The organism is Streptomyces auratus (genome assembly GCF_050433025.1).
GTDB lineage: Bacteria > Actinomycetota > Actinomycetes > Streptomycetales > Streptomycetaceae > Streptomyces > Streptomyces sioyaensis.
This window is the reverse complement of the sequence record NZ_JBNGCB010000003.1, coordinates 1,636,488-1,659,401: the sequence shown is the minus strand read 5'-3', so window position 1 is coordinate 1,659,401 and position 22,914 is coordinate 1,636,488. Positions and strand designations below refer to the sequence as shown.

At 71.1% G+C, this 22,914-nt stretch carries 17 protein-coding genes; 4 read left to right on the top strand and 13 right to left on the bottom strand.

Going from position 1 to position 22,914, the window contains the following annotated elements:
• Positions 1-102: 102 nt before the first annotated feature.
• The 4 genes from BKA18_RS26940 to BKA18_RS26925 all read right to left on the bottom strand — a co-directional run bounded on the left by BKA18_RS26940 (position 103) and on the right by BKA18_RS26925 (position 3,387).
• A complete protein-coding gene (locus BKA18_RS26940) occupies positions 103-750 on the bottom strand; it encodes a hypothetical protein (RefSeq protein WP_366046843.1) in 648 nt (215 codons plus the stop codon).
• A 67-nt stretch (positions 751-817) separates the two neighbouring features.
• Positions 818-1,519, bottom strand: a complete 702-nt coding sequence (rnhB, locus tag BKA18_RS26935; protein WP_366046842.1) for a ribonuclease HII — start codon at positions 1,517-1,519, stop codon at positions 818-820.
• A 288-nt stretch (positions 1,520-1,807) separates the two neighbouring features.
• Positions 1,808-2,716, bottom strand: coding sequence for an ADP-ribosylglycohydrolase family protein (locus BKA18_RS26930; RefSeq protein ID WP_366046841.1), 909 nt, complete (start codon positions 2,714-2,716; stop codon positions 1,808-1,810).
• Between the two features lie 11 nt (positions 2,717-2,727).
• Positions 2,728-3,387, bottom strand: a complete 660-nt coding sequence (locus BKA18_RS26925) for a histidine phosphatase family protein (protein WP_006602677.1) — start codon at positions 3,385-3,387, stop codon at positions 2,728-2,730.
• Between the two features lie 451 nt (positions 3,388-3,838).
• Between BKA18_RS26925 and BKA18_RS26920 the strand changes: the two genes are divergently transcribed.
• Positions 3,839-4,594, top strand: a complete 756-nt coding sequence (locus tag BKA18_RS26920; RefSeq protein WP_366046840.1) for a TetR/AcrR family transcriptional regulator — start codon at positions 3,839-3,841, stop codon at positions 4,592-4,594.
• A 12-nt stretch (positions 4,595-4,606) separates the two neighbouring features.
• Here BKA18_RS26920 and BKA18_RS26915 read toward each other — a convergent pair whose 3' ends face one another.
• A complete protein-coding gene (locus BKA18_RS26915) occupies positions 4,607-5,212 on the bottom strand; it encodes a YdbC family protein (RefSeq protein ID WP_093485537.1) in 606 nt (201 codons plus the stop codon).
• 612 nt (positions 5,213-5,824) lie between these two features.
• Between BKA18_RS26915 and BKA18_RS26910 the strand changes: the two genes are divergently transcribed.
• The gene (locus BKA18_RS26910) at positions 5,825-6,346 is read left to right on the top strand and encodes a TerD family protein (protein WP_366046839.1); all 522 of its coding nucleotides are present in this window, start codon (positions 5,825-5,827) and stop codon (positions 6,344-6,346) included.
• 229 nt (positions 6,347-6,575) lie between these two features.
• On the opposite strand, the gene BKA18_RS26905 is transcribed toward BKA18_RS26910, so the two are convergent.
• Both BKA18_RS26905 and nrdR read right to left on the bottom strand, forming a co-directional pair.
• Positions 6,576-9,452 (bottom strand): vitamin B12-dependent ribonucleotide reductase, encoded by a 2,877-nt coding sequence (locus BKA18_RS26905; protein ID WP_366046838.1) that lies wholly within the window; start codon positions 9,450-9,452, stop codon positions 6,576-6,578.
• 124 nt (positions 9,453-9,576) lie between these two features.
• Complete coding sequence (gene nrdR, locus BKA18_RS26900) at positions 9,577-10,101, bottom strand: transcriptional regulator NrdR (protein WP_006602682.1); 525 nt, start codon at positions 10,099-10,101, stop codon at positions 9,577-9,579.
• Positions 10,102-10,645: 544 nt separating this feature from the next.
• Here nrdR and lexA point away from each other — a divergent pair.
• Positions 10,646-11,446 (top strand): transcriptional repressor LexA, encoded by an 801-nt coding sequence (gene lexA, locus BKA18_RS26895; protein WP_006602683.1) that lies wholly within the window; start codon positions 10,646-10,648, stop codon positions 11,444-11,446.
• Positions 11,447-11,597: 151 nt separating this feature from the next.
• On the opposite strand, the gene BKA18_RS26890 is transcribed toward lexA, so the two are convergent.
• From BKA18_RS26890 to BKA18_RS26870, 5 genes are all read right to left on the bottom strand, one after another.
• Positions 11,598-13,574 (bottom strand): ATP-dependent DNA helicase, encoded by a 1,977-nt coding sequence (locus tag BKA18_RS26890; RefSeq protein ID WP_366046837.1) that lies wholly within the window; start codon positions 13,572-13,574, stop codon positions 11,598-11,600.
• Between the two features lie 41 nt (positions 13,575-13,615).
• Complete coding sequence (locus BKA18_RS26885; RefSeq protein ID WP_366046836.1) at positions 13,616-15,382, bottom strand: IucA/IucC family protein; 1,767 nt, start codon at positions 15,380-15,382, stop codon at positions 13,616-13,618.
• 105 nt (positions 15,383-15,487) lie between these two features.
• Complete coding sequence (locus tag BKA18_RS26880) at positions 15,488-16,189, bottom strand: GNAT family N-acetyltransferase (protein ID WP_366046835.1); 702 nt, start codon at positions 16,187-16,189, stop codon at positions 15,488-15,490.
• Positions 16,190-16,291: 102 nt separating this feature from the next.
• Entirely contained in the window at positions 16,292-18,310 is a 2,019-nt protein-coding gene (locus tag BKA18_RS26875; protein ID WP_366046834.1) for an IucA/IucC family protein, read from the bottom strand.
• Positions 18,307-19,701 (bottom strand): diaminobutyrate--2-oxoglutarate transaminase family protein, encoded by a 1,395-nt coding sequence (locus BKA18_RS26870; protein WP_366046833.1) that lies wholly within the window; start codon positions 19,699-19,701, stop codon positions 18,307-18,309. Before BKA18_RS26870 ends, BKA18_RS26875 begins: the two co-directional genes overlap by 4 nt.
• 283 nt (positions 19,702-19,984) lie before the next feature.
• Between BKA18_RS26870 and BKA18_RS26865 the strand changes: the two genes are divergently transcribed.
• On the top strand, positions 19,985-21,175 hold the full coding sequence (locus tag BKA18_RS26865; protein WP_366046832.1) for a trypsin-like serine peptidase: 1,191 nt from the start codon (positions 19,985-19,987) through the stop codon (positions 21,173-21,175).
• Positions 21,176-21,278: 103 nt separating this feature from the next.
• Here BKA18_RS26865 and hflX read toward each other — a convergent pair whose 3' ends face one another.
• The gene (gene hflX / locus BKA18_RS26860; RefSeq protein WP_006602691.1) at positions 21,279-22,766 is read right to left on the bottom strand and encodes a GTPase HflX; all 1,488 of its coding nucleotides are present in this window, start codon (positions 22,764-22,766) and stop codon (positions 21,279-21,281) included.
• Positions 22,767-22,914 lie beyond the last annotated feature (148 nt).

Below are 22,914 nucleotides of genomic sequence, written 5' to 3'. Positions count from 1 at the left end.
CACCACCTGTCGGCACCCTCGGCATCCGCGCGCCGTGGGCGCGGAAGCGCAAGCGGGCCCGACGGCCCTCCAGGACCGACGGGCCGTTGCGAGCCGACCGGGTCAGGCGTGGGCGCCCAGGACAGCCGTGATCCGCTGCGGGTCGCCGCAGACGATCAGCAGCACTCCGGCACGGGCCATGGCGGCCGGCAGCGCCTTCCCGGTGACCTCGTCCGAACCGCCGTTGACGGCGACGACCACAACGGGCCGGCCGGTGGCGCGCTCGGCGGCCGCGTCCGCGTAGAACACATCGTCCGTGGCGTCGTGTTGGGCCCAGTACGAGGCCTCGCCGAAGGAGAGCTCATGCGCGGCCCACGGGTGGGCCTCGCCGGTGGTCAGCACCAGGATTTCGCCCGGCGCACGCCCGGAGTCCAGCAGCAGGTCGACGGCCTCGTCGGCAGCGTCGACGGCGCCGGCGGCGGGTGCCGGGATCAGCTGGAGCTGCGCTCCCGCGGTACCGGTCTTGCCGGCCGGCGGCTGCGGGGAGCTGGTGCGCTGCGCCGGCGGAGCGGCGACAGGCCCACGCGGCGGGGCAGCAGGTCCGGGCTTGCCCGGACGGACGCTGGCCGCCGGAGCGCCACGCGGAGGCGCGGGGCGGGGACCGGGGCCAGGAACAGGACGAGGGGTCGGCGCGGTACGGCCGGCGGCCGGAGTTGCGCGGGGACCCGGGACACTCTCGTGAATCTGAGGCTCCTCGGGGAAGAGAGGCATAAAGGGATGTCTATCAAACGTAAGTGCGGAACACGCTATCGGGTACCGAATTGATGTCCGCTACCGCTCAGAAATCGAAGCCGAGTTGGCCACCGGCTTCCAGAGCGGCTGCTTCGGGGGTGAGGCGCACCTTCTTCAGATGCCGCCACCGGGGCAGGGCGTCCATGTAGGACCACGACACTCGGTGGTGCGGCGTGGGACCGTACTCCTCCAGGGCAATGCGATGGGTCGGCGAGGGGTAGCCTGCGTTGGCCGCGAAGTCGAAGTCGGCGTAGGCCAGACCCAGTTCGGCCATCAGCGCGTCGCGCCGCACCTTGGCGAGCACGGACGCGGCGGCGACCGCGATGCAGGACTGGTCACCCTTGATGACCGTGCGGACCCGCCATGGCGCGCCCAGGTAGTCGTGCTTGCCGTCGAGAATGACCGCGTCCGGCCGGACCGGCAGCGCCTCCAGGGCGCGTACGGCCGCGAGCCGCAGTGCCGCGGTCATGCCCAGCTCGTCGATCTCCTCCGGCGAGGAGTGCCCGAGGGCGTACGACGTGACCCACTCGCCGAGCACATCGCACAGTTCGGTGCGGCGCTTGGGAGTCAGCAGCTTGGAATCGGTGAGTCCGTCGGGCGGCCGGCGCAGACCGGTGATGGCTGCGCAGACGCTGACCGGACCGGCCCACGCTCCGCGTCCGACCTCGTCGATACCTACAACGATCTTGGCGCCCGTCGTGGCGCGCAATGATCGCTCGACGGTATGGGTGGGGGGCTCGTACGGCATGGCGCCAGCAAGGTTACGCCTATTCGGCCCAGCCGTCCGCACCGGATCCGCACCTGGCGGAAAACGATGTCCGCGCAGGTCGAGCGGGGCCGGACCGGTACCGCTACCAACGGGTATCCGGCGGCGCTCCCCGGCGGGTGTCACGCGCCGCGTTCCCGTGCCCCGCAGGCCACGGCCTGGGGCGAATTCGCCGTCCGTCACCGCCCGTTGGAGGGGACCGGGGGGGGACGTAAGGGGTCGCGGACGGCCGGCCCGCGACGGGCGAGGGGAGCTGCGGTGCGGCGGTGCTCAGTCGGTGTGGACGGGGGCCCAGGACGGGAGGGGCTCGGTGCCTGCCAGCCATGCCTCGGGCGGGGCGCCCGCCCCACCGGCGGCGACGATGCCGCCGACGATGGCACAGGTGGTGTCGACATCGCCGCCCGCATGAGCGGTGGCCCAAAATGCCCGCTCATAGTTGCCGAGATGCCGGGCGGCGGCCCAGAGGGTGAAGGGCACGGTGTCGTGGGCGCTGGTACGCCGCCCGCAGCCCAGCACGGCGGCGACGGTGCCGGAATCGGCGTAGTCGAGCATGTCGCGTGCCCGGCGCAAGCCGGCCTGTACGGCGCTGCGCGGGATCAGCTCCAGTACGCCGTCCAGCAGCTGCTCGGGGCCGAGGTCGCGGGTCGGGTCGGCCACCAGGGCGGCCGCGGCGGCGACGGCCATGGCACCGACGACGGCCTCGCGGTGCTGGTGGGTGGTGTACGCGGAGATCTCGGCCTGGTGGATGGCCTGCTCGGGGTCGTCGGCGTACCAGGCGCCGAGGGGAGCGATGCGCATGGCGGCTCCGTTGCCCCACGAGCCCTGGCCGTTGAAGAGTCCGGACGCCAGCTCACGCCAGTCGCCGCCCTCGCGGATCAGCCGCAGCATGCGGTTGACGGCCGGGCCGTAGCCACGGTCGAAGTCGTGGTGGTCGGCGAAGGAGCGGGCGAGGGAGTCCTGGTCGATCCGCCCATGGGTGGTGAGCTCGGCCAGGACGGAGCAGGCCATCTCCGTGTCGTCGGTCCACTGCCAGGGGGCGGGTGGCAGCTCGCGGCGCTTGAGGGAGCGGTAGTGGGCGGGGACGAAGAACTGGGATCCGAGGGCGTCACCCACGGACAGACCGCGCAGGCTCGCCAGAGCCCGCGCACGGCGGTCTGCGTCACGGTGATCGAGGGTCATCGGTGTGCACTCTAACCGGTGGCCCCGTAAGGCTCCGGTTTACACCAGCGCTCGAAGGGCCGGTCGAGGGTGTAGCGGCCGTTCCCGCCGAGCAGCAGGGTGCGCCGTTCCGCATTGCCCGGATTGGACAGCGATTCGAAGTCGGCCACCGTCCAGTGGAACCAGCGCATACAGAACAGCCGCATGGTGAGCCCGTGCGTGACGATCAGGACGTTCGGCGGGTGGTCCGGGGCCTCGAAGCTGCGCCACAGACTCTCCAGGAACGCCCCGACGCGGTCGTAGACGTCCGCTCCGGACTCGCCCTGGGCGAACCGGTAGAAGAAGTGTCCGTAGGCGTCGCGGTAGGCCTTCTGCCGTCGTACGTCGTCGCGGTCCTGCCAGTTCCCCCAGTCCTGCTCGCGCAGTCGGGGCTCCTCGCGTACCCGGACCCGGCCGGGATCGAGGCCGAGCGCCCGGAAGGTCTGGTGGGTGCGGCGGTAGGGCGAGACATAGGCGGAGACCCGCTGGTCACCGAACATCTCGCGCAGCGGGCCGCCGGCGGCCTCCGCCTGTCGCAGCCCGGCCGGGGTGAGCGAGAGCGCATGATCGGGCTCCCGCTCGTAGACGGTGTCGTCGACATTCCCCTCCGACTCTCCATGGCGGATGAGAACGATGCGTCGGGGCCGAGCCATGCCGCCAGCCTAAATCTCGTGCTCTGCACATGCCGCACGCCCCCTGGTCCGCGGTCCGGACCTTGCTGCACAGCACTCCTCCCGCCTGTGTGGCCGCGGTCCTTTCCTGGCCTGGCTGAGGTCCCTGCGGCGAGGTGCGACCGCACTCCCGCCCGGCACCGTCGGGCATCATCCGTCCACGGCAGAGCCGGTCCGCCGCGTAGAGGCGCCCGGCACCGGACGGGCCGCATGCGGAGCCGGCAGGCCTGCCAGTCAGGGACCGACCGGGACCGACCGTCCGGCGGGGCATATCGACAGCGCTACGCCGTCGTTCAGCGGCCGGTCACCGTAGGACGTGATGATGGCGTGCAATGAGATCCGAGCAGGCACCGATCCCCCAATCAAACGCAACACTCGTTGCATTACGATGAGGATGACATAGGCCCGCCCACTAACGCAACAAGGATTGCAATTGACTGAGGACGAAGCGAGCGGCGGCCGACGCACGACCGTCGGCTCCGCACCCGCCCCCGGCACCCGGCGCCCCGGCGGCCGCACCGCCCGCACCCGCGCAGCCGTCCGCGACGCCGTACTGGCCGGGCTCACCGAGCACGGCTATCCCGGCCTGACCGTCGAATACGTCGCCGAGCACTCCGGCGTGCACAAAACGACGCTCTATCGCCGCTGGAAGGACATCGAGGGCCTGGTGGCGGACGCCCTGGATCTTGCGGGTGAGGACGAGTGGACCCCGCCCGACACCGGGTCCCTGGAGGGCGATCTGCGCGCCCTGGCCCGCGAGGTCGTCGCTTCCTTCGCCGACCCTGCGGTGGCCGCGTCGGGCTCCGCGATGATCGCCGCCGGTTTCCAGTCGGAACGGGCGGCCGCCGCGCTGCGCGGCTACTACACCGAGCGGTTCGCGCGCTGCGAGGCCATCGTCGAACGTGCCGTCCTGCGCGGAGAATTGCCTGCGCCCCCGGAAGCCGTACCGGGCCCCCCGGCGGACACCCGGGCCCACACCGGCTCCGACACCGCCGCGAGCGGCGCGATCGACGCCGGTGCACTGGTCCGCTCGGTCTCCGCGCCGCTCTTCCTCCGCCTGTTCATCACCCGGGAACCGGTCGAGGCCGCGCACGCCGACCAGGCCGCGGCGGCCACGCTGGCCGCCGCCCGCGCCGGGGCGTTCACCCTCGACAGCGACGCAGGCTCCACCCAGGGCACGGGCTCCTGAACGCGCCGCCCCTCACACCGTCCATGACGGTTCGAGCTGGACCACGTCCCCTGCGATGGCCCGGACGTCCGCGGCTATCTGGGCCCGCAGCGCCAGCCGCTCCACCCGCTCGGGCCGGTACTTCCCCCGCTCGGCAGCCGACTGCCACATCGACAACACCAGGAACTCCTCGCCCGGCGCCCGGCCCAGCATCCCCCGCAGCATTCCCGGTGAACCCGCCATCGCCGGGTTCCATACCTTCTCCTGCATCAGCATGAAGTGGTCCACCCGGTCCTGGTACACCTGGCAGTGCGCGAGCCGCAGCACGTCCACATCACCGAAGGACGGGCGGAAGCCCACCTTCACGTCGAACTCGTGCTCAAACAGGCGCACCTGCGCGTCCTTGTACGTGCCGACCTGGGCGGCCGCCAGCCGGTCGTGCGAACGCGCCATGAAGGAGTCGTAGAACGCCCGGCTCTCCCAGAAGGCGACGAGATGCGCGACACCCGGCCGCCCCCGGCTCCACCCGCCGCCCTGCCCTCGGAACCCCGGCTCACCCAGCAGCCCCGCCCATTTCCGCTGCCCCCGCTCGAACCCTCGACGGTCCACGACGGTGAGGCGAATCCACTTGACAAGCACCGCGCCATCGTACGGCCCGCGGGCGAACCGGAATCACTGCGCGTCACAATCCGACCACCCCGAACTTCCATACGGACGCGAGTCGATGGGGGCTCACGCCCGGTCGTCGCTCCGCCGCTTCGACCGCTTTCAGGCACCGTTCCTGCCAGTGCAGCACAAGCCCTCACCGATCCGTCCCTGGCCGAAACCTGCGTACGCACTACAGCGGAATGCCGCCGGTGTCCGCCCGGCCGATCTCCCCATACTGCGCGACGGCCCCTCCCGCCCCAGACCATGCGGCTTCTCGTCCTCACCCGCGGGCCTCACCACCCACAGCCCGAGGTCGCCTGCCCCTCCCCCGCCACGGCGCCAGACGTCCCGCGCGGACATCTCGACCGCCCCTGGGGCGAGCGGACCACTGCCCCGGACCCACGCATTCAGGCCAGAGCCCGGAGGGCGCTTTCCAGCCACCCACACCGGCTTCATATCGCCTGCCACCAAGGAAAGTTGCTTCCGCCCACGAGCCACCTGGCGTGGCACGATGGTCCACCAACGGGAAGTCCCGGGGAGTAGTCCGCGTGATCATCGCGTGGGTCGGGCCGCGCCCCCGGGGGATGAAGGAGGGGAAGCCCGGTGAGCACGCTCAACAAGGGGATCGAAAAGGTCGAGGTCACACTCAAGTGGGACCCCAGTCCCATCGGAACACCGGACAACGACCTCGACATCGTCGCGGCGACGTACCCGGCCGACGCGCCGCACGGTGACCCGGCCTATCTGGTGGCCTTCGACAGCCGGTCGCCCGACGGCACCATCACCCTCAACCGGGACAGCAGGACCGGCCAGGGGTTCGGCGCCGACGAGATCATGACGCTGGAACTGGACCGGCTGTCCGAGACCTATGCCCGGGTCCTGGTGGGTGTGGCCATCCAGCAGGGCGAGGGCCGCAAGGTCTTCGGCGACGTCGCGAACACCGCGGTACGGATCCGCGAGGGGTACACCGTTCTGGCGGAGGACGATTTCGCCTCGGTAGCGGAGGCGACCGCCGCGACGGTGGCCGAATTCACCCGGGACGAGACGGGCAAATGGCGTTTCCGCCCCGGCCTCCGGGGCTTCGACGCCGACCCGGATGCGTTCGTCTCGCTGATGGGGCGCTGACGGGGCGGCGTTGCTGCTCCCCGGCGCACCGGCGGCGCTGTACGGCCACTCCCACGGCGACGCTCCGCCGGCCCGGTCGCCGGAAGTGCGGCACGCCCCCTGAACGTCGTCCGGCACACACGACGGAGGGGACCGGCGCCCGGCCGGTCCCCTCCACGCTTCCCCGGGCCGTCTCAGCCCGGGCCGCGGGCCGCGCGGGAGGAACCCTCCTGCGCGGCCTCTCTGCTGCTCAGCTGCAGCCGCTGGTCGATCCGCAGCCCTCGCACAGGTAGCAGCTGCCGGCCCGCTGCATCTTCGTCCCGCAGGAGAAGCACAGCGGCGCGTCGGCGTTGATGCCCAGCTGCATCTCGACGAGTTCGGCGTTGGTGTGCGCCTGCTTGGGAGCCGGGGCGGCGGCATCCTCGACGATCTTCACGGCCGGAGCGGACTCCTGGGCCGACTCGAGCCGGCGCGGCGCCGACTGGGCCAGGCCCTCGACGTCGACCTCGTCGTCGGACGGCTCGTACGAACCGGTCTCCAGGTGGCGCTGGCGCTCCTCGACGGAGTGGATGCCGAGCGCCGAGCGGGTCTCGAACGGCAGGAAGTCCAGCGCCAGGCGGCGGAAGATGTAGTCGACGATCGACTGCGCCATCCGCACGTCCGGGTCGTCCGTCATGCCGGCCGGCTCGAAGCGCATGTTGGTGAACTTCGAGACGTAGGTCTCCAGCGGCACGCCGTACTGGAGGCCCACCGACACCGCGATGGAGAAGGCGTCCATCATGCCCGCGAGGGTCGAGCCCTGCTTGGACATCTTCAGGAAGACCTCACCGAGACCGTCGTCCGGGTAGGAGTTGGCGGTCATGTAGCCCTCGGCGCCGCCGACCGTGAAGGAGGTGGTGATGCCGGGACGGCCCTTGGGGAGGCGGTTGCGGACCGGGCGGTACTCGACGACCTTCTTCTCGGCGACCGGCTCGGCCTTCTTCTCCGCCTCCTTCTTCTTGGCGGAGAGCGGCTGGCCGACCTTGCAGTTGTCGCGGTAGATCGCCAGCGCCTTCAGGCCGAGCTGCCAGCCCTGGAAGTAGACGTCCTCGATCTCCTCGACGGTGGCCGACTCGGGGACGTTGACCGTCTTGGAGATCGCACCGGAGAGGAACGGCTGGGCCGCGGCCATCATGCGGACATGGCCCATCGGGGAGATGGAGCGCTCGCCCATGGCGCAGTCGAAGACCTCGTAGTGCTGCGGCTTGAGGCCGGGGGCGTCGATCACATTGCCGTGGTCGGCGATGTGGGCGACGATCGCCTCGACCTGCTCGGGCTGGTAGCCGAGCCGCTTGAGCGCCTTGGGGACCGTGTTGTTCACGATCTGCATGGAGCCGCCGCCGACCAGCTTCTTGAACTTGACCAGGGCCAGGTCCGGCTCGACGCCCGTGGTGTCGCAGTCCATCATCAGGCCGATGGTGCCGGTCGGGGCCAGCACGGAGGCCTGCGCGTTGCGGAAGCCGTTCTTCTCGCCCAGGCGCAGCACGTCCTGCCAGGCCTCGGTGGCCGCCGCCCAGACCGGGGTGTCCAGGTCGTCCATGCGCGTGGCGACACCGTTGGCGTCGGAGTGCTGCTTCATGACGCGCTTGTGGGCGTCGGCGTTGCGGGCGTAGCCGTCGTACGGGCCGACGACCGCGGCGAGCTCGGCGGAGCGCTTGTAGGAGGTGCCGGTCATCAGGGAGGTGATGGCACCGGCGAGCGCACGGCCGCCGTCGGAGTCGTAGGCGTGGCCGGTGGCCATCAGCAGGGCGCCGAGGTTGGCGTAGCCGATGCCCAGCTGGCGGTAGGCGCGGGTGGTCTCGCCGATCTTCTGGGTGGGGAAGTCGGCGAAGCAGATGGAGATGTCCATCGCGGTGATGACCAGCTCGACGACCTTGGCGAAGCGCTCGGCGTCGAAGGACTGGTTGCCCAGGTCGTCGTCGCGCAGGAACTTCAGGAGGTTGAGCGAGGCGAGGTTGCACGAGGAGTTGTCCAGGTGCATGTACTCGCTGCACGGGTTGGACGCGGTGATCCGGCCCGACTCCGGCGAGGTGTGCCAGTGGTTGATGGTGTCGTCGTACTGGATACCGGGGTCGGCGCACGCCCAGGCGGCCTCCGCCATCTTGCGGAAGAGACCCTTGGCGTCGACCTCCTCGATGACCTCGCCGGTCATCCGGCCGCGCAGCCCGAACTTCGAGCCGGCCTCGACGGCCTTCATGAACTCGTCGTTGACCCGGACCGAGTTGTTGGCGTTCTGGTACTGGACGGACGTGATGTCGTCGCCGCCCAGGTCCATGTCGAAGCCCGCGTCGCGCAGCGCGCGGATCTTCTCCTCCTCCTTCACCTTGGTCTCGATGAAGGCCTCGACGTCCGGGTGGTCCACGTCCAGGACGACCATCTTGGCCGCCCGCCGGGTGGCACCGCCCGACTTGATCGTTCCGGCGGACGCGTCGGCGCCGCGCATGAAGGAGACCGGACCGGAGGCGTTGCCACCGGAGGAGAGCAGCTCCTTGGAGGAGCGGATGCGGGAGAGGTTCAGGCCGGCGCCGGAGCCGCCCTTGAAGATCATCCCCTCTTCCTTGTACCAGTCCAGGATCGACTCCATGGAGTCGTCCACGGCGAGGATGAAGCAGGCGCTGACCTGCTGCGGCTGCTGGGTGCCGACGTTGAACCACACCGGGGAGTTGAAGCTGAAGACCTGGTGGAGCAGGGCGTAGGCGAGCTCGTGCTCGAAGATTTCGGCGTCCGCCGGGGAGGCGAAGTAACCGTTCTCCTCGCCGCTCTTTCGGTACGTCTTGACCACGCGGTCGATCAGCTGCTTGAGGCTGGACTCACGGGTCGGGGACCCCACCGCGCCACGGAAGTACTTGCTCGTAACGATGTTGACCGCGTTCACCGACCAGAAGTCGGGGAACTCGACGCCACGCTGCTCGAAGTTGACCGAGCCGTCGCGCCAGTTGGTCATGACGACGTCACGAGACGCCCACGCCACCTCGTCGTACGGATGCACGCCGGGGGTGGTGTGGATGCGCTCGATGCGCAGCCCCTTGCTCGCCTTGCTGCCCTTGGCGCGGGAGCCTCGTGCCGGGCCGCTCGTCGTCTCTGTCATTCCGCCTCCCTGTATACGGGCAAACGCCCATATGTGCGCACTCATTCCGTGGCACGGTGTTTGTCTTTCTGCCACCGGGACGCCCTGCTCTCGCCCCGGTTCAGGTCCTGGATGTGCGCCGAGCTCAGTCGGCGGCGGTGGCGGGCACGGGAACGGCCGGGCCTTCACCCTCGGTCCCGTGATCCTGCCCGGGCGGTCCCTGCTCGCGCTGCTCCCGCAGCTCGGCGATGGCCGCCTCGAAGTCTTCGAGTGAATCGAATGCCCGGTAAACGGACGCGAAGCGCAGGTAAGCGACGAGGTCGAGTTCCTGCAACGGGCCCAGTATGGCGAGCCCGACGTCATGAGTGGTCAGCTCGGCGCTGCCGGTGGCGCGCACCGCCTCCTCGACCCGCTGGCCGAGCTTGGCGAGGGCGTCCTCGGTGACCGGGCGTCCCTGGCATGCCTTGCGCACTCCCGCGATGACCTTGTCGCGGCTGAAGGGCTCGGTGACCCCACTCCGCTTGATCACCATCAGCGACGCCGTCTCGATCGTCGTGAAACGGCGGGAGCAGTCGGGGCACTGGCGGCGCCGGCGGATCGCCGTCCCGTCATCGGTGGTACGGCTGTCGACGACCCTGCTGTCCGGGTGCCTGCAGAAGGGGCAGTGCACGCTCCACCCTCCTCACCCTTGTCATACGGACGTACGTACGCCAACGAACCCGGCGCACGGCAAACACCTCCGGCCGGTCCGTACGGGCCCTTCGGAGCAGTACCCAGCATATGCGATCCCCGCCCGGTCGAGAGACCAGGGACCACAACTTCTAGGTAGTCGAAGGCATCTAACCACTAGATGTGGTGTCGGGCCGCTTACATGCGCCTACCGCGTGTCGCGGTGGCGGCGGGCCGGGCGGCCGCAGACGAGGGTACGGGAAGCGACCCGGCCAGGAGCGCGGCGGGGCGGGGTGGCAGTATCGGCGGGGTCATGGCGGCGGCCGCACCGGTCTCCGCGTCCCGACGCTTGTGAGGGACGCCCGCCGGCCCGGGGCGCGGGCGGGAAGGTGCGGCGAGGGCGCGAAATACCGCTCGGCCATACACCCAGCCCCTTGCCCAGGTCAGCCAATCGGCGAATATTTCACTCGAACGTGTGTTTGGCGCAACCTTTCGAAAGCAACTACCGTTGGCTAACCAGGGAGAACATTTCGAGAGGGGCCGACGTGACCACCACCGCAGACAGCGCGACCATCACCGCACAAAGCCACTCCCAGGGCCGGTTCGAGCATCCGCACAAGGCACAGCGGCCACCGATGGACGACGCCACGTTGGACTCCGAAGAACAGAAGCCCGCCCGCTCGCTTCCCGGCCGGCCACCCGGGATCCGGGCCGACAGTTCCGGGCTCACCGACCGCCAGCGCAGGGTGATCGAGGTGATCCGGGATTCGGTCCAGCGCCGCGGCTACCCGCCGTCCATGCGCGAGATCGGCCAGGCCGTCGGACTGTCCAGCACCTCGTCCGTCGCCCATCAGCTCATGGCGCTCGAACGCAAGGGCTTCCTGCGGCGTGACCCGCACCGCCCCCGGGCGTACGAGGTCCGCGGCTCGGACCAGTCGAGCTCGGCGGCGACGGAGACCGCCGGCAAGCCCGCCGCTTCCTATGTCCCCCTGGTCGGCCGGATCGCCGCCGGTGGCCCGATCCTCGCCGAGGAGTCGGTCGAGGACGTCTTCCCGCTCCCCCGTCAGCTCGTCGGTGACGGCGAACTGTTCGTGCTGAAGGTCGTCGGCGACTCCATGATCGAGGCCGCGATCTGTGACGGCGACTGGGTCACGGTCCGCCGCCAGCCGGTCGCCGAGAACGGCGACATCGTCGCCGCCATGCTGGAGGGCGAAGCCACGGTCAAGCGCTTCAAGCGCGAGGACGGCCACGTCTGGCTGCTGCCGCACAACTCCGCGTACCAGCCGATCCCCGGCGACGAGGCGACCATCCTCGGCAAGGTGGTGGCGGTGCTCCGCCGCGTCTGAGCCACCCCTCACGACCGAGCCCCGGAACCACTGCGCCGGTTCCGGGGCTCTGCGCTTGTTGCGCCTAAGCCGGCGCCGCTTTCGCGGAGGGGTTGGGGTCCACGGGGTTGCTCAATTGAGGGTTGCGGTCCAGGAACCCATGGTGCGCCGCCTATGCGTCAGCCTGTGATGCCTTGGCTGCGGCGTCGATGGCGGCCAGGGAGCGGCGGACCTGGTTGCGGTCGGTGGTGTACCAGAAGTCGGGCATCGACTTGCGGAGGAAGGAGCCGTAGCGGGCCCGCTCCACCCGGGGGTCGAGGACGGCCACCACGCCGCGGTCGCCGGTGGCGCGGACCAGACGGCCGGCGCCCTGGGCCATCAGCAGGGCCGCATGGGTCGCCGCGACGGCCATGAAGCCATTGCCGCCGGCCTCCTCCACAGCCTTCTGCCGGGCGCTCATCAGCGGATCGTCCGGGCGCGGGAACGGCACCCGGTCCATCACCACCAGCTGGCAGTTCGCGCCCGGTACATCGACGCCCTGCCACAGCGACAGCGTGCCGAACAGGCACGTACGGGCATCCGAGGCGAAGGACTTGATCAGCTCGCCGAGGGTCTCCTCCCCCTGGAGCAGGATCGGCAGATCCAGCCGGCCGCGCAGCTCCTCGGCAGCGGCCTGGGCCGCGCGCATCGACGAGAACAGGCCGAGGGTGCGGCCGCCCGCCGCCTCGATCAGTTCGGCGAGCTCGTCGAGCATGTCGGTACGGCTGCCCTCACGGCCCGGCTGGGCCAGATGCTTGGCGACGTAGAGGATGCCCTGCTTCGCGTACTCGAAGGGGGAGCCGACGTCGAGCCCCTTCCAGGGCGGGACGTCCTCGCCCGCCGTGCCCTCGGGGGCCAGGCCCAGGGAGGCCGCGACCCCGTTGAAGTCGCCGCCCAGTTTGAGGGTGGCGGAGGTGAGGACCACCGAGCGGTCCTCGAAGAGCTTCTCGCGCAGCAGACCGGAGACCGAGAGCGGGGCCACCCTCAGGGAGGCGCCGAAGCGGTCATGGCGTTCGTACCAGACGACGTCGTACTCGGAGCCGTTCGCGATGCGCTCGGCGACGGCATGGACGTTCTCCACCGAGGCGATGGCCTGCTTGCGGACGGCGTCCTCGTCCTGGACCGACTTGTCGCGGGTCGAGCCGAGCGCCGAGATAACCGTACGGGCCGCGTCCCGCAGCGCCATCAGGCAGTAGCCGAGGTCCTCGGGGATCTCTTCGAGGCGGCCGGGCAGGGCCAGCTCCATGAGTCGCTCGAAGGACTCCGCGGCGGTCTGGAGCTGGTCGGCGGCCTTTTCGTTGACGAGCTTGGCGGCCCGGCGGACGGCGCGGTTGACCTGGCCGGGGGTGAGCTCGCCGGTGGCGACGCCGGTGACCCGGGAGACCAGCTCATGGGCCTCGTCGATGATCAGGACCTCGTGCGACGGGAGGACCGGGGCGCCCTCGATCGCGTCGATGGCGAGCAGCGCATGGTTGGTGATGACCACATCGGCGAGCTTGGCGCGCTCCCGTGCGGCCTCGGCGAAGCACTCCGCCCCGTAGGCGCACTTCGAAGCGCCCAGGCACTCGCGGGAGGAGACCGAGACCTGGGCCCAGGCACGGTCGGAGACCCCGGGGGTCAGCGCATCGCGGTCGCCGGTCTCGGTCTCGTCCGCCCAGTCGCGCAGCCGCAGCAGATCCTTGCCGAGCTTGCTGGTCGGCGTCGCCTGCTCGAACACATCGAAGAGGCCGTCCTCCTCTTCCTGTGGGGCGCCCTCATGGAGGCGGTGCAGACACAGGTAATTGGAGCGGCCCTTGAGCATGGCGAATTCGGGGCGGCGGCGCAGCAGCGGATGGAGGGCGTCGACGGTACGCGGAAGATCGCGCTCCACCAGCTGGCGCTGCAGCGCGAGGGTGGCCGTGGCGACGACGACTCTCTCGCCGTGGGCGAGCGCCGGAACCAGGTAGCCGAGGGACTTTCCGGTGCCGGTGCCGGCCTGGACGAGCAGATGGGCATTGTCGTCCACGGCCTCGGCGACGGCCTCGGCCATCGCCACCTGGCCGGGGCGCTCGGTGCCGCCGACGGCGGTGACGGCGGCGTGGAGCAGATCGGGGAGGGAGGGCTTCGTCATAGCGTGGCAAGCCTACGCGGGACCACTGACAGCCACCCCGTTCACGCCAGATGCAGGGGGTTGGGGACGGTGCCGTGCACGGCCGCGTGCGGTCTGTCACGGCGGTCGCGGTAGCCGTCCACATGCAGACGGTTGCGGTTCAGGCACAGCCGCTCGATCCGCGGGGTGAGCAGGTCGAAGGTGTCGTGCCGCTCCTTGAGGTGGGGGAAGCGCTCGTGGTGGCGGAGGATCTCCGCCCGGACGAGTGACCAGAACTCGGCCTCGGGCACGTCCAGTTGGTCCGCACAGATCGGCGCGAGATAGCGGAAGACGCCGACGAACAGGCCGGAGTGGATGAACTGGGTGAGGAAGGAGGGCGGTTCGGTCAGCAGGACCGTCCGGACGTCGTCCGGCATGGCGTCGTGCTCCGGGAGCCGCCAGGAGCTGGTGTTGACGTCGTCGACGAAGTCCTTGACCGCGAGGCGGGTGGGGACGTCGTGGGCGTCGAAGATCACGATGGCGTTCTCGCCGTGCGGGGAGAAGACCGTGCCGTACTGGTAGAGGAAGTGCAGCAGGGGCGGCAGCAGTGCGGCGAACAGCCGGCTCAGCCAGTCGCGCGGCGCCAGTCCCGAGCGGCGCACCAGCTCCGCGGTCAGGGCGCGGCCCTCGGGGTCGGTCTGCAGCAGCGCCGCCAGGGTGCGGGCGCGTTCGCCGGGGTCGAGCCGGCCGCTGACCGGCTCGCGCCAGATGCAGCCCAGCAGCTCCTTGAACTGGTACGGGACGCCGGGCAGCCGGTCGTAGAGGGGGTGCTCGACGGTGACGGAGGCGGTCTCGCCGAGCAGGATCACCCGGGTCTCGTCGCGCAGATAGGGGTCGGCGTCGCGCAGGCCGTGGACCCAGCGGGTGACGGCGGGGGCGGCGAGGGTGCGCTCGGTGGGCAGGCCGCGCCACACCAGGGTGTTGAGGATGGACAGCGGAAGCTTGACCGTACGGGCCTCGGGACGGCTGACGTTGAGGAAGGTGCGGATGGACTGCTGCGGCAGGCGGAGGTCGTTGTCAGTGGGCAGCGCGATGATGGATCCGTCGGCGAGCTGCGGCGCGAAGAGCGGGGCGATGGTCTCGTCCCACTGCCAGGGGTGCACGGGGAGGTAGAGGTAGTCGGCGGGGTCGTGGCCCTGGTCGGTGATGGTGCGGGCGAAGGCATGACGGGTGGCGGGGGCCAGCTCCTCGCCGTAGAGGCGGTCGGGGGTGGCCAGCGTGGGGATACCGCGGTAGTGGGCGATGCGGTGGTGCGCGGCGAGCCAGGGCAGACGCCGTGCGGTGCGGGCCTCGGGGGCCCAGGTCGCCGCGTCCTGGGCGGAGAAGCCGAGCCGGCCCTTGTTCGCGACGAGCCAGGGGTGGCCGGTCTGGTGGCCTTCGAGGCCGGCGTAGTCCAGGTCGGCGAGGTCGGCGGCGCTGAGGGCGGTGGCGTCGAGCCGGGTGTCGGCGGTCAGGGTGGCGGTCAGCTCGCGGATGAGATGGCCGGTGGTGTCGCCGGACAAGCCCAGAACGGTGTCATGGGCGTGGGTGAGGAAGTGGAAGGGGTCGGTTCCGGGGGTGATCGAAGCGGGGTCGATGCGCCAGTGCCCGTAGGCGCCGCGGCGGGCACGGAAGCGGTAGACCAGGTCGTCGGTGACCGGCAGACGGTATTTCTCGGTGCCGTCGGGGGCGGTGCCGTCGGGCTCGGGGGTGAGGATTTCCTCGTACGCGAACTCCGCCAGGATCTTGGCGAACAGTCGGCGCGCGGCGTGCTGCCAGGCGCGGTGCGAAGGCTGGGGTTCAGGAGACAAGGCGGGACTCCTCGAAGCGGGACCGCCCCGGCTCGTGTGGGGGACAACCGGGGCAGCGGGATGGACGGCGAACCGGAACGGGACCGTCGACGGACGGTCCCGGGGTCAGAGCAGATGGCGGTGGGCGCGGTCGCGGACCATCAACGCCGCGCGTTTGACGGGCAGTTCGAGCTCGTCGGCATAGCGGAATCCCGCGCTCAGAAAGGCCGCGACGGAGGCGGTGTTGCGCAGATCCGGCTCGGCGACGACCCGGGTGCACGGCGGGCGGTGGTCGAGTACGAGGTCGGCGGCGGCGCGCAGCAGGGTGCCGCCCAGTCCGCGCCCGCGGTACCCGGCGCCGAGGAGCAGATGGATGCCGGTGTCCTGGGGCTGGGCCGGGTAGTGGCGGGCGAGGGGGTCGAGGTCGGCGAGGTAGATCTCCCAGTAGCTCATCGGGACTCCGGCCAGCACCCCCAGGCAGGGCACGCTGCGGCCGTCGCCGTCGAGCTGGCTGCGCAGATGGGCGGCGGTGGTCTCCGGCGGGCCGGCCAGCTCCCAGAAGGCCGCGACCGCCGGATCGTTCATCCAGCCGGTGATCCGGTCGAGGTCGCGGGCCGGCCGGACGGGCACGAGCGCGAACGGGCCGGCGGGGGTGTCGGCCGCTCCCCAGCCCGCCAGGTCGTCGAGCAGCGGCCCGGCGGCCGGGCCGCCGGTCGTGGCGGCCGGCTGCCGGTGCCCGTCCCCGTACAGCGCCCCGAGGTCGGGCGGGAGCTGCAGTTCGAGGGTGTCGTCGGAGCTGGAGCTGAGGCCGGAATCGGTCGGTGGCACGGCGACGCTCTCCTCTCGTGGCCGCGTGCCGCGTGGCCTGATCGGTCGCGGGGCGCCGGCGCCGGGGGACGGGATGCTGCTGTCGGGGGATGCGGTGGGCGGCTACGGGGCGAGGGGGTTGGGCAGGGTGACGTAGACGGACTGGGTCTCGACGGGGCCGACGAGTTCGTCCAGGCCGTGCAGCCGGGTCGCCAGGTTGGCCTTGCAGCGCAGCGTGCGGGCGGCCAGCAGCTGCTCGGGGAGGGGCGAGCGGTGGGCGCGGGGGGCCGCGGCGGCATCGGCGAGGAACCGCCGGAAGGCGGCGAGCAGGATCTCCTCGCGGACCAGGCGCTGGGCGCCGAAGGCTCCGATGAGTCCGAGGACGTTGTTGATGCCGAGGTAGTAGGCGAACCGTTCGTCGGTGACGTCATCGGAGACGAAGGTGTCGCTGGCGGCACCGATACCGGGCAGCCGGCGTTCCAGCTCGGCGCGGCGGGAGGCGCGGAAGTAGTAGCCCTGGTTGTCGCGGTAGCGGCCGCCGACCGGCCAGCCGTCGGGGTCCAGCAGCACCAGGGTGTTCTGCTGGTGGGCCTCCAGGACGATGCCGGCGGTGCCGTCGAGCCACAGGAGAGGCCGTACGACCACTTCGAGATAGCGCAGGAACCATTCGGTCGCCACCGCGTCGAGGGTGCGGCCGGTGCGGGCGCCGAGCGTGGTGACGAGGTCCTCGAGCCGGGAGCGCACCCCGGGGTGGCCGGGCCAGGGCCGGGGCGAGGTGAGGCCGGCGATGCAGACGGCGTCGTCGGTGGTGCTGAAGGGGTTGTGGCGGATGACGACATCGAGGCCCTGGACGGGTTCGCCGGCAAGGCCGTCGACGGCCAGATAGGCCGGGTCGCGGACGATGTCGAAGCCCGGGTGCACGGACTGCCACTGCTCGGCGAGGCCGGTACGCAGCAGGCGGTGCACCTCGACACCGCGGGCCAGTTCCTTGCGGAGATTCTCCCGGCGGGAGTTGGTGATGCGCAGCCCGAGGGAGAGCTTGAGCATGGCGTGCGTGTCGGGGCGGTAGACCGTGCGGACGGAGGAGGTGGGGTGCCAGGGGGCGCCGTGGGCGCCGAGGTCGTGGAGCAGGCCGGCCGCGCGCAGGGCGGCGGTCTCGGGGCGGTCGGCGAGTTCCCTGGCCTGCCAGGGGTGCAGCGGCAACGGCACCGTCTCGTCGGGGAGTTGCAGACCGTCCCCGGCGAGGCGCAGCACCAGCCGCTCGGCGGGTACGGGCTTGCCGCGTTCGGTCCAGGCGGAGTCGGCGGCCAGGACCGAGCGGTGCACGGCCATCCAGTGCAGCCGGAAGGCGCCGCGCATTTCGGGCGAATACGCGCGGAGTTCGGCGTCGGAGAGCCCCTCGCGGCTCTTGGGCGTGGGGTGCAGCGGATGGCCGAGGAGGAGGGACTGTTCGGCTTCGAGGAAGAGGGCGCCGTGGTCGTCGGCGGGCCGGGCACGCCGGTCGGTGAGGAACGTGGCGACATTGCGGACGGAGTTGGCGACGCGGCCGATGAGTTCGGCGCCGTCGCCGTCCGGTGCGTGCTGCTGCCCGGTGTCCGGGTCCGGCCGCTCGTCGGCGTCCGCCACGCGGTGCTCCCCGCCGTCGGATGCCCGGCGGTCGCCGTGCGCGGCCTCCCGGCGCAGCAGCGCGGCGAGGGTGACGGCGTCCAGCGGGGCGGCCCCGGCCGGGGCGCCTTCGAGGGTGGGGGCGCCCAGGCGGTGCCAGCCGGTCGGTGACCAGTAGCGCACGGGGATGTGCAGGGCGCCGGCGGCGGCGTGCAGCGGGATGCGCAGCCGGCCGTCGGCCGGATGGTGGGTGCCGCTCTCGCGCAGCCAGCAGCGCAGCAGATGCTCGATGCCCGCGGCGTCGGCGGCGACCGCCGGATCGGGGTGGTCGAGCGGATCGTGCGCACCGCAGCGGGCACGGTCGTACGGTCCCGGGCTGCCGTGAGCGGCGGCCCGGCCGGCGTCCTCGTGGGTGTGGCAGGCGTGGTCCGCGGCGCGGCGCTGCTGACGCGGCACCGACTCGATGGTGCCGGCGCCCTGGTGGGCGGGGACGCGCTCGGCAGGCTGACCGCCGTCGGGGCCGGGTCGTTCGTTCATGGGGAGATGCCTCGCATTGTCGTGGGGGACGAGCCCGTCGGCCCGGGGATGATGCGGACCGCCGCCGTGATGGCGTCGGCGAGGCGGTCGAGGATCGCGTCCGCCTGTTCGTCGGTGATGGTCAGGGGTGGCAGCAGCCGGACGACGGCGGAGTGCCGGCCGCCCAGTTCGACGATCAGGCCGCGGTCCAGGCAGGCGTGCTGGACGGCCGCGGCGAGCCGCGGATCGGCGGGGCGGGCGCCGTGGGCATCGGCATCGGCGTCGCGGTCGACGATTTCGACCCCGAGCATCAGTCCGCGGCCGCGGACGTCGCCGATGCAGTCGTGGGCGCCGGCGAGGGAGGTGAGCCGGGCGAGCATCCGGGCGCCGAGCTCCCCGGCACGCCGGTCGAGGCCGTTCTCCCGGACGTAGGCGAGGGTGGCCCGTCCGGCGGCCATGGCGAGCTGGTTGCCGCGGAAGGTGCCCGCATGGGCGCCGGGCTGCCAGCCGTCGAGTTCCTCGCGGTAGACGATCACGGCCAGCGGCAGACTGCCGCCAATGGCCTTCGACAGCACGAGCACATCGGGCACGATGCCGCTGTGTTCGACCGCCCAGAAGGTGCCGGTGCGGCCGACGCCGGTCTGCACCTCGTCCACGATCAGCGGGATCTGCCGGGCGGCGGTGAGCTCCCGCATCCGCCGCAGCCAGCTGTCCGGCGCGGGAATCACGCCGCCTTCGCCCTGGACGGGTTCCAGGATCATCCCGGCCGGCCCCGGCACCCCGCTCTTGTGGTCGTCGAGCAGGCTCTGGGTCCAGCGCGCGGCGAGTTCGGCGCCCCGCTCACCGCCGGTGCCGAACGGACAGCGGTAGTCGTACGGATAGGGCAGCCGGGCCACGCTGGTGTGCTGCGCTCCCCCGGAGGCGGCGAGCGCCTGTGCGGTCATGCCGTGATAGGCGCCGGAGAAGGCCATCAGCCCCTCCCGGCCGGTCGCGGTGCGGACGAGGGTGAAGGCGGCCTCGACGGCGTCCGTGCCGGCCGGGCCGCAGAACTGGATGCGCCCCTTTTCGGCCAACTCCCTGGGCAGCGTGGCGAAGAGCTCGGTGGTGAAGGCGTCCTTGACAGGCGTGGCCAGGTCGAGGATGTGCAGGGGTGCCCCGGAGTCGAGGACCGCACGGATCGCTTCGAGCACCACGGGGTGGTTGTGGCCGAGCGCCAGGGTGCCGGCGCCGGAGAGACAGTCGAGATAGCGCCTGCCGTCGGCGCCCTCGATGGTCAGCCCGCGGGCGCGCACCGGAACGATGGGCAGCGAGCGGGCGTACGTACGGGCAGCGGACTCACGCAGGGACTGTCGGCGCAGGATCCCCTGGTGGGCCGGCGGCGCGGCCGCCGGCACGGATTCGGTCAACGCCACGGCAGTTGTGTCCTCCTGCTGGTGAGCGGCTGAAAGCCGCGCGGGCCCTGCGGGCAGCCCGGCCGTCCCCCGTACGTACCAACGACGGCGGGGACCCGGGATCACGGCTGAGGACAAGATCCTTGAGGGGCGTGAAACCGGGGACCCGAGTTCCGCCGTCCCCATCGTCACCGGCATAGTGGGGTGTTGCGCCGGATCTTGGGGTTCATGACAAAGAACAAAACGGCGCAGCACCGCAGAAGTCACACCGGCTCAGGCCGAATTCACCAGGGGGAACTCACCCATGCGATCCATACGTCGGCCAGTCCTGGCCGCCGCCGCCCTCACCGCCGTCATGGCGCTGACCGCCACCGGCTGCGGACCGGAGGGCGACAACGCGGACGCCAAGCCCAGCCAGGCCGCGGCCCAGGACACCACGGGCGGGGGTGATTTCAAGATCCCCAAGGACATCCAGGACAAGCTCAAGGAACACGGCGTCAACCTGGACAAGTGGAAGAACGGCGAGTGGAAGAACTGGGACCGGGACAAGTGGCTCCGGGAGGCCGGGGAGTTCATCAACCCGATCATCAAGGACTTCTGGGACAAGGACAAGATCGACAAGGTCAAGCCGCCCCAGGACCCCAGCAAGCCCGAGGACATCTCCGAGGACCAGGGCAAGACCGACCCTGAGCCCGCCGCCGTCCCGGCCCAGGCCGTCAGGACCCCGTACACCTCCACCGCCCCCGGTGTGGGCCTGCTGCTGTTCAGCACCCCTGAGGGCGGCTCGCGTTGCTCCGCCACCGTCGTCAAGGACCCGGCGCACCCCGGTAAGTCCAACCTGGTGTGGACCGCGGCGCACTGTGTGCACGCCGGCAAGAACGGCGGCTGGTACCGCAACATGATGTTCGTGCCGAACTTCAACAAGAACGGCGGCACCGCCGACAAATTGAAGACCACCCCCTTCGAGGACCGCGTCCCGTCGGGCAAGTGGTGGGCGGACGACATGGCGACGTCCAGCGAGTGGATCAAGGCCGGCGGCGCCGTTCCCGGCGTGCCGATGGCCCCGTACGACTTCGCGCTGATGCATGTGAAGCCGGAGGAGAACACCGGCGGCAAGTCGCTGGAAGAGGTGGCCGGCGGCGCCTACCAGGTCGACTTCAACGCGCCGGCGATGGCCAAGATCCCGAGCCTGACGGCGCAGGGTTACCCGGCCGAGCCGCCGTTCGACGGCGCGGCGCAGCAGCAGTGCACCGACAAGCCGACCCGGCTGTCGATGGACGCCAAGAAGCCGACCATGTACCGGATCGGCTGCACCATGACCGGCGGTTCCTCCGGTGGCCCCTGGTTCATCAAGGGCGCCGACGGCAAGCCGGTGCTGGTCTCCAACATGTCGATGGGGCCGCGTCCGGCCCGCTGGTCGGCCGGCCCGCACCTGGGCCCCGAGGCCAAGTCCCTCTTCGACAAGATGAGCCAGAAGTGGGCGGCCAAGCAGTAGCCCGGTGAGGAGGGCGCCGTGCGCGGCGCCCTCCTGTCCACGGACAGGACGAAGGCCCGCTCCCGGTCTCCCGGGGGCGGGCCTCTTCCGTTCCTGGCAGCGGTTACGCCGCCGCCACGAACGGCTCGAACGCGGCGGCCAGTTCCTCGTGCACCCGCGCCTTGAGGACCGTGCCGTCGGCAGTGTGCTCCTCGGAGATGACCTCGCCCTCGGAATGCGCCCGCGAGACCAGGGCGCCCTGGGTGTAGGGCACCAGCACCTCGATCTCGACCCGCGGCCGGGGGAGTTCCTCGTCGAGCAGCTCCAGCAGCTCCGCCATGCCCTGGCCCGTACGGGCCGAGACCGCCAGCGCGTGCTTCTCCTGGCGCAGCAGCCGCTGGAGCACCAGCGGATCGGCCGCGTCGGCCTTGTTGACGACCACGATCTCGGGCACGTCCGTCGCGCCCACCTCGCGGATCACCTCGCGTACGGCGGCCAGCTGCTCCTCGGGCACCGGATGCGAACCGTCGACCACATGCAGGATGAGATCGGAATCGCCGACCTCCTCCATCGTGGAGCGGAACGCCTCGACCAGGTGATGCGGGAGATGCCGGACGAAGCCGACGGTGTCGGCGAGGGTGTAGAGCCGTCCGCTGGGCGTCTCGGCCCGGCGGACGGTCGGGTCCAGGGTGGCGAACAGGGCGTTCTCCACCAGGACACCGGCGCCGGTGAGGCGGTTGAGCAGCGAGGACTTGCCGGCGTTGGTGTAGCCGGCGATGGCGACCGAGGGGACCTTGTGGCGCCGGCGCTCCTGGCGCTTGATGTCCCGGCCGGTCTTCATCTCCGCGATCTCCCGGCGCATCTTCGCCATCTTCTCGCGGATCCGCCGACGGTCCGTCTCGATCTTGGTCTCACCGGGGCCACGGGTGGCCATACCGCCGCCGGCCGAACCGGAGCCACCACCACCCATCTGCCGGGACAGCGACTGGCCCCAGCCACGGAGCCTGGGGAGCATGTACTGCATCTGCGCCAGCGAGACCTGCGCCTTGCCCTCCCGGGACTTGGCGTGCTGGGCGAAGATGTCGAGGATCAGGGCGGTCCGGTCGACCACCTTGACCTTGACGACGTCCTCGAGGTGGATCAGCTGGCCCGGGGAGAGCTCACCGTCACAGACCACGGTGTCCGCCCCGGATTCGAGCACGATGTCGCGCAGCTCCAGGGCCTTGCCCGAGCCGATGTAGGTGGCCGGGTCGGGCTTGTCGCGGCGCTGGATGACGCCGTCGAGCACCAGAGCGCCGGCAGTTTCGGCCAGGGCGGCGAGCTCGGCGAGCGAGTTCTCCGCCTCCTGGACCGTGCCCGTGGTCCAGACGCCGACGAGCACCACCCGCTCCAGACGGAGCTGCCGGTACTCGACCTCGGTGACGTCCTCGAGCTCGGTGGAGAGGCCCGCTACACGGCGCAGCGCGGCACGCGCCGAACGGTCGTACTGCTCGCCGTCACGCTCCCCGTCGATCTCGTGGCTCCAGGCGACGTCCTCTTCCATCAGGGCGTGGGCCCGAAGGCTCTCGGAGAGGCGCTGCCGGTCCTGCGGAAGGGAAGAAGAGGAGGTCATTTGATCCTTTGCGTCGTCGGTGAGCCCTTGCGGGGACCTGCTGCCCCCACCGGGACTGTCGGTGGTGCCCGACCGTCGCGGGAGACCCGCGGCCGTCGAAGGTGTCAACGTCCGAGCCGTCCCGGAGATTCCCCGGTCCGGCCGGAGC

Coding starts and splice junctions, on each gene's coding strand:
- BKA18_RS26940 (WP_366046843.1), bottom strand. CDS start 750: ATGCCTCTCTTCCCCGAGGAGCCTCAGATTCACGAGAGTGTCCCGGGT.
- rnhB (WP_366046842.1), bottom strand. CDS start 1,519: ATGCCGTACGAGCCCCCCACCCATACCGTCGAGCGATCATTGCGCGCC.
- BKA18_RS26930 (WP_366046841.1), bottom strand. CDS start 2,716: ATGACCCTCGATCACCGTGACGCAGACCGCCGTGCGCGGGCTCTGGCG.
- BKA18_RS26925 (WP_006602677.1), bottom strand. CDS start 3,387: ATGGCTCGGCCCCGACGCATCGTTCTCATCCGCCATGGAGAGTCGGAG.
- BKA18_RS26905 (WP_366046838.1), bottom strand. CDS start 9,452: ATGACAGAGACGACGAGCGGCCCGGCACGAGGCTCCCGCGCCAAGGGC.
- BKA18_RS26890 (WP_366046837.1), bottom strand. CDS start 13,574: ATGACGAAGCCCTCCCTCCCCGATCTGCTCCACGCCGCCGTCACCGCC.
- BKA18_RS26875 (WP_366046834.1), bottom strand. CDS start 18,310: ATGAACGAACGACCCGGCCCCGACGGCGGTCAGCCTGCCGAGCGCGTC.
- BKA18_RS26865 (WP_366046832.1), top strand. CDS start 19,985: ATGCGATCCATACGTCGGCCAGTCCTGGCCGCCGCCGCCCTCACCGCC.
- hflX (WP_006602691.1), bottom strand. CDS start 22,766: ATGACCTCCTCTTCTTCCCTTCCGCAGGACCGGCAGCGCCTCTCCGAG.